The 12,875-nt window shown below is 68.3% G+C and carries 13 protein-coding genes; 5 read left to right on the forward strand and 8 right to left on the reverse strand.

All coding sequences use genetic code 11. The annotated features are described in order from the left end of the window. Positions 1 to 96: 96 nt before the first annotated feature. Positions 97 to 1,113: a helix-turn-helix transcriptional regulator gene (locus FJ887_RS03110; RefSeq protein ID WP_137824350.1), complete on the forward strand. Its 1,017-nt coding sequence runs from the start codon at positions 97 to 99 to the stop codon at positions 1,111 to 1,113. Positions 1,114 to 1,410: 297 nt separating this feature from the next. Here the strand turns inward: FJ887_RS03110 and FJ887_RS03115 are convergent, their stop codons facing one another. Both FJ887_RS03115 and FJ887_RS03120 read right to left on the reverse strand, forming a co-directional pair. Next, the gene (locus tag FJ887_RS03115) at positions 1,411 to 2,415 is read right to left on the reverse strand and encodes an aldo/keto reductase family protein (protein ID WP_137824349.1); all 1,005 of its coding nucleotides are present in this window, start codon (positions 2,413 to 2,415) and stop codon (positions 1,411 to 1,413) included. Positions 2,416 to 2,477: 62 nt separating this feature from the next. Beyond that, positions 2,478 to 3,386: an EamA family transporter gene (locus tag FJ887_RS03120; protein ID WP_137824348.1), complete on the reverse strand. Its 909-nt coding sequence runs from the start codon at positions 3,384 to 3,386 to the stop codon at positions 2,478 to 2,480. Positions 3,387 to 3,464: 78 nt separating this feature from the next. Between FJ887_RS03120 and FJ887_RS03125 the strand changes: the two genes are divergently transcribed. After that, on the forward strand, positions 3,465 to 4,355 hold the full coding sequence (locus tag FJ887_RS03125; protein ID WP_137824347.1) for a LysR family transcriptional regulator: 891 nt from the start codon (positions 3,465 to 3,467) through the stop codon (positions 4,353 to 4,355). Between the two features lie 75 nt (positions 4,356 to 4,430). Here FJ887_RS03125 and FJ887_RS03130 read toward each other — a convergent pair whose 3' ends face one another. From FJ887_RS03130 to FJ887_RS03155, 6 genes are all read right to left on the reverse strand, one after another. Beyond that, a complete protein-coding gene (locus FJ887_RS03130) occupies positions 4,431 to 5,063 on the reverse strand; it encodes a hypothetical protein (protein WP_137824346.1) in 633 nt (210 codons plus the stop codon). Positions 5,064 to 5,256: 193 nt separating this feature from the next. Continuing rightward, positions 5,257 to 6,516, reverse strand: coding sequence for a calcium:cation antiporter (locus FJ887_RS03135; RefSeq protein WP_137824345.1), 1,260 nt, complete (start codon positions 6,514 to 6,516; stop codon positions 5,257 to 5,259). 286 nt (positions 6,517 to 6,802) lie between these two features. Continuing rightward, entirely contained in the window at positions 6,803 to 7,288 is a 486-nt protein-coding gene (locus FJ887_RS03140; RefSeq protein WP_137824344.1) for a DoxX family protein, read from the reverse strand. Positions 7,289 to 7,501: 213 nt separating this feature from the next. Continuing rightward, on the reverse strand, positions 7,502 to 8,068 hold the full coding sequence (locus FJ887_RS03145; RefSeq protein WP_137824343.1) for an NADPH-dependent FMN reductase: 567 nt from the start codon (positions 8,066 to 8,068) through the stop codon (positions 7,502 to 7,504). Beyond that, positions 8,068 to 9,273, reverse strand: a complete 1,206-nt coding sequence (locus FJ887_RS03150) for an LLM class flavin-dependent oxidoreductase (RefSeq protein ID WP_249356451.1) — start codon at positions 9,271 to 9,273, stop codon at positions 8,068 to 8,070. The genes FJ887_RS03145 and FJ887_RS03150 overlap by 1 nt, the downstream gene beginning before the upstream one ends. A 22-nt stretch (positions 9,274 to 9,295) precedes the next feature. Beyond that, on the reverse strand, positions 9,296 to 9,754 hold the full coding sequence (locus FJ887_RS03155) for a MarR family winged helix-turn-helix transcriptional regulator (RefSeq protein WP_137824342.1): 459 nt from the start codon (positions 9,752 to 9,754) through the stop codon (positions 9,296 to 9,298). A gap of 206 nt (positions 9,755 to 9,960) precedes the next feature. Here FJ887_RS03155 and FJ887_RS03160 point away from each other — a divergent pair, with 206 nt between their 5' ends. The 3 genes from FJ887_RS03160 to FJ887_RS03170 all read left to right on the forward strand — a co-directional run bounded on the left by FJ887_RS03160 (position 9,961) and on the right by FJ887_RS03170 (position 12,870). Next, positions 9,961 to 10,500 (forward strand): MogA/MoaB family molybdenum cofactor biosynthesis protein, encoded by a 540-nt coding sequence (locus tag FJ887_RS03160; RefSeq protein ID WP_137824341.1) that lies wholly within the window; start codon positions 9,961 to 9,963, stop codon positions 10,498 to 10,500. A gap of 3 nt (positions 10,501 to 10,503) precedes the next feature. After that, positions 10,504 to 11,406 (forward strand): formate dehydrogenase accessory sulfurtransferase FdhD, encoded by a 903-nt coding sequence (gene fdhD, locus FJ887_RS03165; protein WP_137824340.1) that lies wholly within the window; start codon positions 10,504 to 10,506, stop codon positions 11,404 to 11,406. A 108-nt stretch (positions 11,407 to 11,514) separates the two neighbouring features. Beyond that, positions 11,515 to 12,870 (forward strand): DUF2252 domain-containing protein, encoded by a 1,356-nt coding sequence (locus FJ887_RS03170; RefSeq protein WP_137824339.1) that lies wholly within the window; start codon positions 11,515 to 11,517, stop codon positions 12,868 to 12,870. The last annotated feature ends 5 nt before the right edge of the window (positions 12,871 to 12,875 follow it).

Here is a 12,875-nt window from a genome sequence, read left to right on the forward strand (position 1 = left end):
GGTTGCCGGGTGCTGACACGACTACAGTGGCACCCATAGATGACAGCCCATGTCATCTTTCGATCGGTCGCGAAGAACAGTCGTCGGGAGGCTGCCATGGATCGTCCGCAGCGTCTGCTGGCGATCATCGCCGTGCTGCAGACCGGGAGGCAGACGACCGCCGCTGACCTGGCCGAACAGTTCGATGTCTCGAAGCGGACGATCCTGCGTGACATCGATGCTCTCGCCGAGGCGGATGTTCCCGTCATCGCCGAACGCGGTCGAGGCGGCGGCATCTCCCTCGTCTACGGCGCGGACATCGACGTCACCAGGCTGAGTGACCGCGAGGCCGAAGCGCTCGGGCTCGTCGGCGTCGACGTCGCCCGGGCCCGCGAACTCGGGCTCGAAGCCGCCACCCGTTCGGCCGCACGGAAGCTCTCGACACGAGCGCCGTGGCCGGTCGGTGCCGAGCACAAGGGCATGACGAAGACGACGGGGCTGGGGGACCTCGTCGCGATCGACACCACGGGGTGGTTCGACGCGGGGCCGTCGATCGACGCCGGTCCCCTCGTCGAGGCGCTGCGGCGCGGCCGGCGTCTGAGTCTGCGGTACCGTCCGAGTGGGCAGTCCGACGCCGCGGACCACACCGTCGATCCCTACGGTCTCTATTCGCGCGGTGGTCGGTGGTACCTCATCGCCGATGTCGAGGGCGACCCGCGGATGTTCGCCCTGTCCCGGGTGCACACATGGCGGGAGCTCGGGGAGCCCAAGCGGGTCCGCGATGATGTCACCCTCGCCGAGGTGGCTGATCACTTGGTCACGCGGCTCGAGACTCGGCACGCTGTCGTCGTCACCGCCGTGATCGACGCTGCCGCTGAGGATCTGGTCCGTCGCATCCTCGGCAGTCGCCTGCTCAGCCTCGAACCAAGTGTCGGGCTCGAACCGAGTGACGATGACGATCGCCGGTGGGACGAGACCGTGACGATCACCGTCGGCTATGAGGAGCTCGACGGAGTCCGTCAGCTCATCCAGTTCACCGACCACATCGAGATCCTCGAACCGCTAGAGGCTCGCAACCTCGTCCACCGCCTGACGAGCGGCATGGCCGCACGCCACGACGACGGGCGTCCCTGACGGTGCTGCAGTGGCGGCAATGGGTCCGTCGACCGATCCACCCCCGTGACAACCCAACCCGCTGCTTCACCGCATGTCAGCTCCGCGCTGATTCTGGCGACTCGGCTCTCCGAGGTGGATCGAGCTCGACAATCCGCTGATCTTCAGCTCAGATCCACCTCGGGAGATTAACACCGGAGCGTCCACCCCGCGTCGGGCCGCTCGAGCCACCCTGCGCCGGGCGCTCGAGCCGGTGCGTGTCAGGAGCGTTCGCTCAGCCTCCTACTCGGGACCCGCCGGCGCGGCTCGAGATGCGCGTCAGACGATGCGGGTCTCCGGGGACTTCGTCTTCGCGGGATCCGTCTCCGGGAGATCTCCGAGGGCCTCATCGATGCGATCGAGCACCTCGGCGTCGAGCTTGACCCCGGCGGCGGCGACGTTCGATGCGATCTGCTCGGGACGCGACGCCCCGACGAGAGCGGTGGCGACGTTGTCATTGGCGAGCACCCACGCGATCGCCAGCTGGGCCATCGTCAGGCCGAGGTCGGCGGCGATCGGCTCGAGCTTCGCGACCGCCGTGAGTGTCTCATCATTGAGGTAGCGGGAGATCATGTCTGCCCCGCCCTTGTCATCAGTTGCGCGCGACCCGGCAGGGGCCGGCTGACCGACCTTGTACTTGCCGGTGAGGACGCCCTGGGCGATCGGCGACCAGACGATCTGCGAGATGCCGAGCTCCTTCGACGTCGGCACCACCTGCGGTTCGATGACCCGCCACAGCATGTTGTACTGCGGCTGATTCGAGATCAGCTGGATGCCGAGGTCCTGGGCGAGGTAGTGACCGGCCCGCAGCTGGTCGGCGTTCCATTCGCTCACACCGATGTAGAGCGCCTTGCCGGCCCGGACGATGTCGGCGAAGGCCTGCATCGTCTCCGTCAGCGGCGTCTCGTAGTCGTAGCGGTGCGCCTGGTAGAGGTCGACGTAGTCGGTGCCCAGACGGGTGAGCGATCCGTTGATCGACTCCATGATGTGCTTGCGCGACAGGCCGGTGTCGTTGTGCCCCTTCGGGCCGGTCGGGAAGTAGACCTTCGTGAAGATCTCGACCGATTCCCGTCGCTGCCCGGCCAGAGCATCGCCGAGGACCTGTTCGGCGGCTGTGTTGGCGTAGACGTCGGCGGTGTCGAACGTCGAGATGCCGGCGTCGAGGGCGGCATGGACGCTCTTCGTCGCGATGTCGTTCTCGACCTGCGAACCGTGGGTGAGCCAATTGCCGTACGTGATCTCCGAGATCTTCAGACCACTGTTTCCGAGATACCTGAACTCCATAACCTCAGCCTACGACCGTGAGTCAAGGGCCTTCGGATCGTGATCGCCGAGGTGGTCCGTCGTCACGTGGGCTGTCCCCGCCGAGGTGGGGTGAGCTGTCCGCAGGCGAGCGCGGCCAGGGCGAGACCGAACCCGGCGATCTGGAGCAGGGTGAGGCGCTCACCGGCGAAGAGCGCCCCGAGACCCGCTGCCACGAGCGGTGAGAGCAGCCCGAGCAGAGCCGTCGCGGTCACCGGGAGGCGGCCCAATCCGCGGAACCACAGCGTGTAGGCGAGGATGCCGCCGACGATGCCGAGCCAGAGGTAGCCGGCGACTCCCGCAGCATCGATGCGCCCCGGCACACCCTCGAAGGCCAGCGTCGGAACGAGGAGGACGAGCCCGCCTGCGGTCAGCTGCCATCCGGCGAAGCCGACCGCGCTCAGCCCGGGCGGGCGGCCCCAGCGTTTGACGAGGACGACGCCGACGCCCATCGACGCCGCCCCGCCGATGCCGGCGAGGAGACCGAGAGGGTCGAAGCCGGCCCCGGGTCCGAGGACGACCATGCCGACGCCGACGACACCGACGATGCCCCAGGCCAGCCGCCAGCGGGAGAGCCGTTCGCCGAGGATGACGACAGCGAGGACGGTGACGAGGATCGGCTGCGTGGCCCCCAGGGTCGCCGCGACTCCGCCCGGCAGACGACCGGCGGCGACGAAGAGGAGCGGGAAGAACACACCGATGTTGAGGGCCCCGAGCACAAGCGCCTTCCACCACCACGAACCCTGCGGCAGCCGGCGGGCGATGAGCAGCCCGATGAGGCCCGCCGGCAGGGAGCGCATGAGCGCAGCGAACAGCGGATGGTCGGCGGGCAGGAAAGCGGTGGTGACGAGATAGGTCGTGCCCCAGACGGCAGGAGCAACGGCGGTGGCCATTGTCGCGCCGAGGCGGGACCGGGTTGGCGAGGGATCCGGAGGCGAGATCGTCGAGGTCATGTCTTCAGATTCCGCCCGAATCGTCAATGAGTCCAACACATGCTTTTCATCTCAGCGATCGTGATTCACGATAGATGCATGGAGCTTCAGCAGATGCGCTACGCGATCGCCGTCGCCGAGGAGCGCAATTTCACGCGAGCCGCCGCACGGTGTCACGTCGTCCAGTCGGCGCTGAGCCATCAGATCAAAGCTCTCGAACACGAACTCGGTGTCACGCTCTTCGCGCGCACGAGCCGGCGCGTCGACCTCACCGATGCCGGCGCCGCGTTCATTCCCGCCGCCCGCGCCGCCCTCGAGGCCGCCGACCGGGCCGGGGCAGCCGCCGCGGCAGCCGCCGGCGAGATCCGCGGGACGCTGTCGATCGGCGTCATTCCCACGGTCACCGCGCTCGACCTCTCGGCGGTGCTCGCCTCACTGCACGCCCGACATCCGCAGGTGCGCATCACGATGCGGGCCGGAGACAGCAGACGCTTCATCGCGGAGATTCGCGCCGGCGAGCTCGACGCCGCCGTGCTCGGACTGCCTGCTTCGGTGACGCCGTCCGGCACCGACCATCTCGTCCTCGCCGAGGAGCGTCACGTCGCGATCCTCGGTCCCGGGCACCGCCTCGGCGGCCGGCGTCGCCTCAGTCTCACCGACATCGCGAACGAGACCTACGTCGACTTCCCTGCCGGCAGTCCCGGTCGCGAACAGACCGACCGGGCGTTCGCCGCCGCCGGGCTGGTGCGGACCGTCGCGTTCGAGGTGATGACAGCGGAGATGATCCTCGACCTCGTCGGCGCAGACCTCGCGATCGCGCTGCTGCCCCCGGCAGTGGTGCCCGCTGAGCGCGGGCTCTCCACGGTCGCAATCACGGGCGGCCCGACCCGCACCGAATACCTCGCGTGGAGTGACTTCAACCCGAGCCCCGCCGCGCTCGCCTTCGTCGAGGAGGTCAGGTTGGCCACGGGCACAGATCGCCCGCGGTGACGGGTGGGTCGACTCCGCGGTGACGAGTGGATCGACCCTGCGGTGACAGACGCCACCGCCCGGTGAACCGCGGGGTCAGCCGGTTGCTCGTCGTCGGTGCAGCACCGGTGGCAGCCCGAAGAGGATCGGCGGTCGCGCCCCGGCGGTGGTCGAGGCGTCGCTGAGCGTCCACGCGCTCTCCCAGCTGATGAGCTCCCCGGCGTGGCAGACGGGATCGCCCCCGGACGCCGGCGGTTCGGCCCAGAACCACAGGTTGATGCCGTACTCGATGACGACGACGCCCACGGTGCGCGGGGATTCGCCTGTGCTGTCATCGCGGGCGCGCAACCGCGCGGTGTTCTCCGCGACGAACTCTCGGTGGAGCTTCGCCGAGGCGGTTTCGGCTTCAACCCATCCGTCCGCTCGGTGGGGGAGGAGCACCCACGTTCCCGCGGGGACGTCGGCAGGGTCGACCTCCTCGGCGGCGCGGACCGTGACGAAGCCGGCGGGCACCGGATCGAGCGCGGCGAGGAGGGTGCCGAGACCGGCGGCGACCACCTCTGCCGACGGGGCGACGATGAGGAGGCCGGTCGCCTCGGCGAGGATGTCGTCCCTGCTCAGGTGCGTGAACGGACTGGAGTTCAGTTGCCTGACGACGGCCTGCCAGTGTGCGGGCACGGGAGCGTCGAGGAAGGCGTGCGTGACCGAGCGCTCGGTGTCGTGGCGCATCCTCGCCCTCCTCTCAGTCTCGATCGGCGGTGGGGTCGGGTGTCTTCAGCCTGCCACGGATCGGCCCATCAGGGCGACGGGTCGGCGATCTTGTGGTCGGACCGGGACAGAACTGCGCCGGCGGGCTGAGCAGGAGTCGTCGCCTCGGAGTCGGCGGCGGGCCGTGGAGGACCTGCCGCCTCGGCGACGACACTTACGAGAACACGCTGATCCCGTAGGCGGCGAAGACGATGAGCAGTGCCGCCCCGTGGACGGCGGTGACCTTCCGTGCGGCGAATGTCGCCACCGACAGGAGGATGACGACGCCGAGCAAGAGGAGGTTCGCCGGGCCCTCGGCGAGGACGATCTGCTGGCCGGTGAGGAGGCCGATGACGAGGACGACGGGGATCGTCAGTCCGACGGTCGACACGAGCGCGCCGTGGCAGAGGTTGCTCACCCGCTGCACTTCGCCCTGCCAGGCGGCGCGGATGGCGGTGATCGTCTCGGGCAGGAAGACGATCATCGCGATGACGATGCCCGACAGGGCGGTCGGGGCGCCGAGGCGGCTGAGCCCGTCATCGAGCAGCGCGGCCATGTCATGGGAGAGGAGGACGATGGGCAAGACGGTGATGACGAGGAGGGTGAGGCGAGCGACGATCTCGACGCGGTGGGTCGCGATGATCTCGAGGATGCCCGGGTGTGCTGGGGCGTGCGCCGTGCCGGCGTGCCCTGTGCCTGCCGGGGCGGGGGCCTGCGCCGTGCCGGTGGGCACCGAACCGACCTCCGCCGTCTCGAGCTGCGCCGTCCCGGCCTGCGTCGTCTCGACCTGAGCCGTCCCGGCGGGAACGAGCCGCGGGTCGACCTCGCGGAAGTCATCGGCCTGCGCACCCATCTGGCGGACGAGGAAGAAGACGTAGATGGCGATCGTCAGCACGATGATCGGGATCTCCTGCCACGGCAGATAGCTTCCGTCCTCGCCGATGACGGCGGGCAGCGCGAACGCGAGCGCAGAGAGGACGACGATCAGGCTGAGGTACGCCGAGGTGCCTGTCCGGTTGTGCTCCATGTCCCCGTGCCGCAGGCCGCCGACGAGCACACAGATGCCGACGACGGCGCCGAGGATGATCATCGACACGGCCATGACGGAGTCGCGGGCGATCGTCGCATGGTCGCCGGGACCGAGGAGGACCGCGGCGATGAGGATGACCTCGATGAGGACGATCGAGAGGGTGAGGACGAGCGAGCCGTAGGGATCGCCGAGGCGGTGCGCCAGATGTTCGGCTTCGTGGACGACCCCGAACGCGCAGAGCAGGATGACGCCGATGATGACGACGAGCGCGGTGATGAGCAGCGGCGCTGGGGCGGGGGCCTCGAGGAGGGAGCCGAAGAGGGAGAGGGCGACGACAGCGCCCCAGCCGAGGACGAGCCGAATGACGGCTGCGGGGGTGATGATGCTGCGGAGTACGGCATTCATGACGGTCTGATCCAGTTCTACGAGGCCGTCCTCATCGCGTAGGACAGCGACCGGGTCGTCCCGATCGCCGCGTCACCTCCAGTCTAGCGAAGATCGCGGCGTTTGGCAGAGGAGGGACGACTGCGCCGAGGTGGCCGGGCCGGAGGATGTCGAGCGGGGAATGCGACGAGGGCCGCTCGCCCCAGGTGGGACGAGCGGCCCTCGGTGCTCTCAGTCCGGCTGTCCTGTCGCGCAGACCGGCAGTGACGACGCAGGCCGTCGCGACCAGTCAGGCAGTCGCGACCAGTCAGGCTGTCGCGACCGAGCGCACACCGCTGGTGCGGGCACCGCGCGATGCCGACTTCTTCTTCGAGCCGCTGAAGAGGAAGCGGTCGACGCTGAAGCGTCCGGGTCCCATCGCGGCGATGAGAAGCGCTCCGGCGGACAGTGCGGCGACGAGCTCCCAGCCGCCCTCGCTGACGAACGGGGCGGGGATGAAGTGGACGATGACGAGGGCTCCGAGGAGGTTCGCGGCGATGAGCACCGCAACGATCGGAGTGAAGGCGCCGAGGATGAGCAGGGCGCCGCCGATGAGTTCGACGAAGGTCGCGAACGGGGCGGCCACCTCGGGGAGGGGCACTCCCATCTGCGAGAACGAGGCGGTTGTTCCGGCGATGGTCCATTCGCTGAACTTCTGCCAGCCGTGGGCCATGAGGATGACTCCGAGCCCGATGCGGGCAATGAGGGCAATGACGTCGCGGGCAAGTGTCGGCAGTCCGGTGGTGGCGTACATGTTGTCCTCCATGTGAGTTGAAATGACAACCAGAACCCTATTCACGGAGCTTGGCAGGACCCTGGGCGGACTTCGGCAAACCCCCGTGAATCTCGGCTCTCACCAGCACTGATGCGGGCAGGTGCGACGAATCCCGGAGAGCGGATTCTGCTCTCCGGGATTCGCTTGACGAACCAGGCGCATTGTCGCAATGCACTCAGTGACGATGCTGGCTCAGAAGCCGTAGGCGGCTTCCCTCTCCTCGCGGATCGCGGTGTACGTGCGGGTGAGCACCACGGTGTCCTCGACGAGGCGGTCGAGGCGCTGGGTGATGTCGCTGCTGACGATCTGGTTGCGATGGAGATCCTTCTCCTCGACGAACACGTAGGGCTGGACGACCTGCGCCTTCATGTACGTGAGGATCGGAGTCAGCTGCTGGGCGGGGATGAGGAAGTGCTTCGGCGAACCGGCGGTCGCGACCATGCCCACGACCTTGTCGCGGAAGGCGCTCGTCGGCAGCAGATCGAAGACGTTCTTCAGGGTCGCCGGGATCGAGGCCTGGAATATCGGGGTGCCGATGATGATCGCATCGGCATCCATGAGCGTCCGGGTGATCCGACCGGTGTCCCCGGAGTACTCCGTGAAGTTCCGGCCGTCGCTGAAGACCATGTCCGCCTCGGCGAGGTCGATGAGCGTGACCTCGACGTCCGGGTCGAAGCTCATCACCGCCTGCGTGACGTACTCCATGACCGTGCGGGTCTTCGTCCCGACGTTCGAGCCGGAGAGGACGACGATTCTCATCAGACGAGCTCCTCACTCTTCGTGCCCGCGGTCTCGCCGTCGCCCGAGGTCGGCTCGGCCGGCGCGCTGGTGCCGTCGGAATCGGCGGCCGGCTGCGCAGTGTACTTCTTCACGGCGGGGATGATCTCCGAGCCGATCGTCTCGATCTGCTTCATCACGCGGTCGAACGGGATCCCGCCGAAGTCGATCTGACCGAGGAAGCGCTGGTGGCCGAAGACCTCGTGCTGGTGGAGGATCTTCTCGATGATCTCCTGCGGGCTGCCGATGTTGACGATGCTGCGCGGATCGACGCTCTGGGCGAAGAGCTGCTTGGGCATGCCCTGCCCGTTGACCCGGCGCATCCCCTCGTTGACGTGCGGGTAGAGCTCCTTGAGGGCATCCTGCGACGACGGTGCCGTGTAGAGGAACCCGGCCGTGGCGATCGGGAGGGTCGCCGGGTCGTATCCGGCATGGCGGGCGCCTTCGCGGTAGGCATCGATGGTCGTCTTGAACACCGAGGTGGTCCCGCCGAGATGGGCCATGACCATGGGGACGCCGGCGAGGCCGGCCTTGATCGCGCTCGTCGGCGCACCGCCGACGGCACGCCAGATCGGGAACGTCTCCTGCGCAGGGCGGGGGATGACCGCGGCGTCGGTGAGCGGGGCACGATACTGCCCGTTCCACGTCAGCGACTCCTTGCGGGCGATCTGGAGGAGGAGGTCGAACTTCTCCTCGAAGAGCTCCTCGTAGTCGCGCAGATCATAGCCGAGGAGCTCGAAGAGTCCCACCCGTGAGGCGCGGCCGGCGACGAGTTCGGCACGACCGCCGGAGAGGTGGTCGATCGTTGCGAAGTTCTCGAACACCCGGACCGGGTCCGAGGTCGAGAGGATCGTCGAGGTGCTGCCGACGCGGATCGACGACGTCGCCTGGGCGATCGCGCCGAGGATGACGGCGTGGGCCTGCGAGGCGAAGTACTCCTGGTGGCTCTCGCCGACGCTGAAGAAGTCGAAACCGGCTTCCTCTGCGGCCGTGGCGTAGGCGACGAACTCGCGGATGCGCTCGCCGGCGCTCACGCGCGACCCGTCGGCGGGGTTCGGCAGGTGGTCGCCGAGGGTGTACATGCCGAACTGCAGGCCCTGGCTGGGGTCGAAGTTCAGCTCCTTCATGAGGTTCTGGGACTCGGGCACGGTGTCTCCTTGAGTGACGATGACATTCTCGTTTGTCATGTCAACTGAGGAGTGCGGGGGATTATTCCCCAGGAGTCTCCGGCAGCGCGCTGCGGCGTGCGACGCTGCGTTCGTAGAGCTTCTTCATCAGCGCATGGAGCTCGATGCGCTCGGATTCGCTCAGGGCGTCGTCGAACATCGAGGACTGGAGGGCGAGCTGGCTGGGGAACGCCTCTTCGAGGAGCGCTCGTCCCTTGTCGGTGAGCGAGATGTACTTCGTCTTCCAGTCCTGGCGCCGGGCGATGAGGCCGTCGCGTTCGAGGCGGGTGAGCATCCGGGAGATCCCGCCGCCGCTGACCGTGAGGCGCTCGGCGAGGTCGGACTGGGTGATCGGCTGATAGGCGCGGATGTTCGCGAGCGCCTCGAACTGTCCGACCGTGAGGTCGAACTGCTTCAGGTGGTCGTTGGAGAGCTGATTGCTGTTCTGGACGAAGCGCACCATGCGCAGCCAGGTGAGCGTGCTCAGCGTCAGGTCGTCCATCGCGGCTCCTCGTTCGACACACCGGGCCTCGGGCGCCGCGGCGACTCACTCTCACTCTACTGACCATCATGTCGGCCTGTCGCCGACGGGGCGGACGATCGGACAGGAGCGCGGCAGGTCGAGTTCCGACCGGGACTCGCGCGCACGGCAGGGCGGCGTGGAAGAATGGTGGCGAACCCAGCGATGGACCAGTGAGGAGACGGGCAATGACGACGAGCGAGACCACGACCGACCGCCTCGGCGCAGGACGCTCTGCCGCTGTCATCATCGCCTCGACCTCGGCGGCCAGGGGAGAGGCGGCGGATACGACTGGCCCGCTCCTCGTCGAGTGGCTGCGCGGTCGCGGCTACGACTGTCCCGACGCGATCGTCGTCCGCGACGGCGAACCGGTCGGGCAGGCTCTGCGGACGCTGCTCGTCGACACCCCCGCGGAGGAGCGTCCACGCGTCATCGTCACCAGCGGCGGCACCGGGCTCGCACCCGACGACCGGACACCCGAGTTCACCGCCGAACTCCTCGAGCGGCAGTCGCCGGGACTCATCTACGCGATGTGGCGCAAAGGCCTCGAGTCGACGTCGTCGGCGGTGATGAGCCGCGGCGTGGCCGGTGTGCGCGGACGCAGCTTCGTCATCAACCTCCCCGGTTCGAAGGGCGGGGTGAGGGACGGCATCACCGTCATCGACGACCTCCTCGAACACATCCAGACCTCGGTCGAGGACACGACCGACCACGGACCGCGGGTCTGAGCCGTGCAGCAGCGCAAGGCCGTCCGCGCCCGCGTCCACCGCTTCGACGCGACCGGTGAGATCAAAGCCGGACCGGACTCGCTCGCCGGGGAGGAGCCGCTCGAGGTCAACCTCAACGGCGAGCAGTTCTCCGTGACGATGCGCACGCCCGGCAACGACGTCGAACTCGTCTCCGGCTACCTGCTCTCCGAGGGCATCGTCGAGTCGATGGACGACATCGCCGAGATCGACTTCTCGACAGGGCTCGCCCCCGACGGCTCTCGGAACTACAACGTCGCCGGCGTGCGCCTGCGACCCGGGGTCTGGGATGCCGCCACGGCACCGGCCCGCTCGGTCTACACCTCGTCCTCCTGCGGGATCTGCGGCACGGCCGCGATCGATGCGGTGACGAAGGAGTCGGCGTATCCGCTCGTGCCCGCCGACGGCCTCGGCGGGATCGACGCCCCGCGTCTTGACGAGGACGGAGAGATCGTCTTCCCTCCGCTGCTCACCCCTGCCCGGATCGGTGAGCTGCCCGACCGACTGCGCGCAGGGCAGGTGGTCTTCGACAAGACCGGGGGAGTCCACGCCGCCGCGCTCTTCGCCGTCGGCGACGACCCCGGGGCCGAACCCGAACTCCTCGTCGTCCGCGAGGACGTCGGCCGGCACAATGCCGTCGACAAGGTCATCGGCTGGGCGATGGCCGAGCGCGGACTGCCGCTCTCGCGCACGGTCCTCCAGGTCTCAGCCCGGGCGTCGTTCGAACTCGTGCAGAAGTCCGCGATGGCCGGAATCCCGATGATGTCGGCCGTCAGCGCCCCCTCGGCACTCGCCGTCGACTTCGGGAAGACGAGCGGCGTCACCGTCATCGGCTTCAACCGCAAGGGCCGCTTCAACGTCTACTCCCACCCCGAGCGCATCGCCTGAGGACGGCGCTGAAAAGGCAGGCTCGCCGCCGCGGAGATCGGCTCTGTCGCACTACGATGAGGGGACGAATCGGCGCCGGGCCGACGCGGTGAGAGCGAGGGTGATGACATGGACCAGTCCGACGGCAGAGCCCTGCGCAAGGACACACCGCGCTCACGCCACGCCGAGCTGCTGCTGCCGCCCGACCGCGACCCGGTGGGAGTGATCTGCCGGCAGAACGAGTCACGGCTGCCCGAACTCCTCGGCATCCGCACCCAGCGGCTCGCCGAATCGCCGTTCAGCTACTACCGCGGGGCGGCTGCGCAGATGGCCATCGATCTCGCCGCCGGGACGACGACCGGTCCCTTCGTGCTCTCGAGCGCGGACGCACATGTCGGGAACTTCGGCTTCTTCGCGTCCCGCGAGCGCTCCCTCATCTTCGACCTCAACGATTTCGACGAGGCGGAGTTCGCCCCGTTCGAATGGGATGTCAAACGCCTCGCCGCCTCGGCGTTCCTCAGCGCTCAGGTCCACGGGCTCGGCGATGACGTCGGGCGATCGGCGGCCTTCGCCGCGGTGCGGGGATACCAGGATCGGCTGGCCGCACTCATGGCGGTGACCGCGCTCGACCGCTTCTACGCGATCGTCGATTCGGACACGATGCTCCAGGCGATCAGCGGCAAGGGGCATCGCAAGGCGACGACGAAGGCGATGAAGAAGGCCCGCAGCCGCACCGGTGAGAAAGCGCTGCAGAAGTTCGCGACGGAGACATCGTCCTCGGGCCTGCGGATCGTCGACCAGCCCCCGCTGACGAGGCACTTCGACGAACAGGGCATCGATGTCGCCGGGATCTTCGCGGAGTACCGGCAGACGGCGCGCACCGATGTGGCCGTGCTGCTCAGGCAGTACGGGGTGGCCGATTCGGTGCTCAGGGTCGTGGGCGTCGGCAGTGTCGGCACCCGCTGCTTCCTCGTCCTCCTCACCGGCCCCGACGGCGAATCGCTGCTGCTCCAGGTCAAGGAGGCGCAGGAGTCGGTGGTCTCGGCGTTCGGCGGTCTGCCGAGATTCTCCTCCCACCCGGAGGGGCAGCGTCTGTCATCGGAGGGGGAGCGCGTCGTCCGCTCGCAGCTCGTGCTCCAGTCCGTCTCCGATCCGTTCCTCGGCTGGACGACGTATGAGGGACGCGACTACTACTGGCGGCAGTTCCGCGACATGAAGGGCAGCTACGACCTCGCCGAACTCGATGCGACCCAGTTCGACGGCTATTCCCGGCTGTGCGGTGAGGTGCTGGCCCGCGCGCATTCTCAGTCTCCGCAGGCCCGCCTTGTCGCAGGGTACCTCGGGACCTCGGATTCGTTCGCGAACGCCGTGGCGGCGTGGGCGGAGAAGTACGCCGAGGTGGTCACCGCCGATCATGCGCTGCTCGTCGAGGCGGCGAAGAGCGGGAAGGAGCCGCTGCTCGGCGAGGTCGCGGACATCGCCTGAGCGAC

This window comes from Brevibacterium sp. XM4083, assembly GCF_006489205.2.
Classification (GTDB): Bacteria; Actinomycetota; Actinomycetes; order Actinomycetales; family Brevibacteriaceae; genus Brevibacterium.

Coding starts and splice junctions, on each gene's coding strand:
- FJ887_RS03160 (WP_137824341.1), top strand. CDS start 9,961: ATGACGACGAGCGAGACCACGACCGACCGCCTCGGCGCAGGACGCTCT.
- FJ887_RS03140 (WP_137824344.1), bottom strand. CDS start 7,288: ATGTACGCCACCACCGGACTGCCGACACTTGCCCGCGACGTCATTGCC.
- FJ887_RS03150 (WP_249356451.1), bottom strand. CDS start 9,273: ATGACAAACGAGAATGTCATCGTCACTCAAGGAGACACCGTGCCCGAG.
- FJ887_RS03120 (WP_137824348.1), bottom strand. CDS start 3,386: ATGACCTCGACGATCTCGCCTCCGGATCCCTCGCCAACCCGGTCCCGC.
- FJ887_RS03170 (WP_137824339.1), top strand. CDS start 11,515: ATGGACCAGTCCGACGGCAGAGCCCTGCGCAAGGACACACCGCGCTCA.
- FJ887_RS03115 (WP_137824349.1), bottom strand. CDS start 2,415: ATGGAGTTCAGGTATCTCGGAAACAGTGGTCTGAAGATCTCGGAGATC.
- FJ887_RS03145 (WP_137824343.1), bottom strand. CDS start 8,068: ATGAGAATCGTCGTCCTCTCCGGCTCGAACGTCGGGACGAAGACCCGC.
- FJ887_RS03130 (WP_137824346.1), bottom strand. CDS start 5,063: ATGCGCCACGACACCGAGCGCTCGGTCACGCACGCCTTCCTCGACGCT.
- FJ887_RS03110 (WP_137824350.1), top strand. CDS start 97: ATGGATCGTCCGCAGCGTCTGCTGGCGATCATCGCCGTGCTGCAGACC.
- FJ887_RS03125 (WP_137824347.1), top strand. CDS start 3,465: ATGGAGCTTCAGCAGATGCGCTACGCGATCGCCGTCGCCGAGGAGCGC.
- FJ887_RS03155 (WP_137824342.1), bottom strand. CDS start 9,754: ATGGACGACCTGACGCTGAGCACGCTCACCTGGCTGCGCATGGTGCGC.
- FJ887_RS03135 (WP_137824345.1), bottom strand. CDS start 6,516: ATGAATGCCGTACTCCGCAGCATCATCACCCCCGCAGCCGTCATTCGG.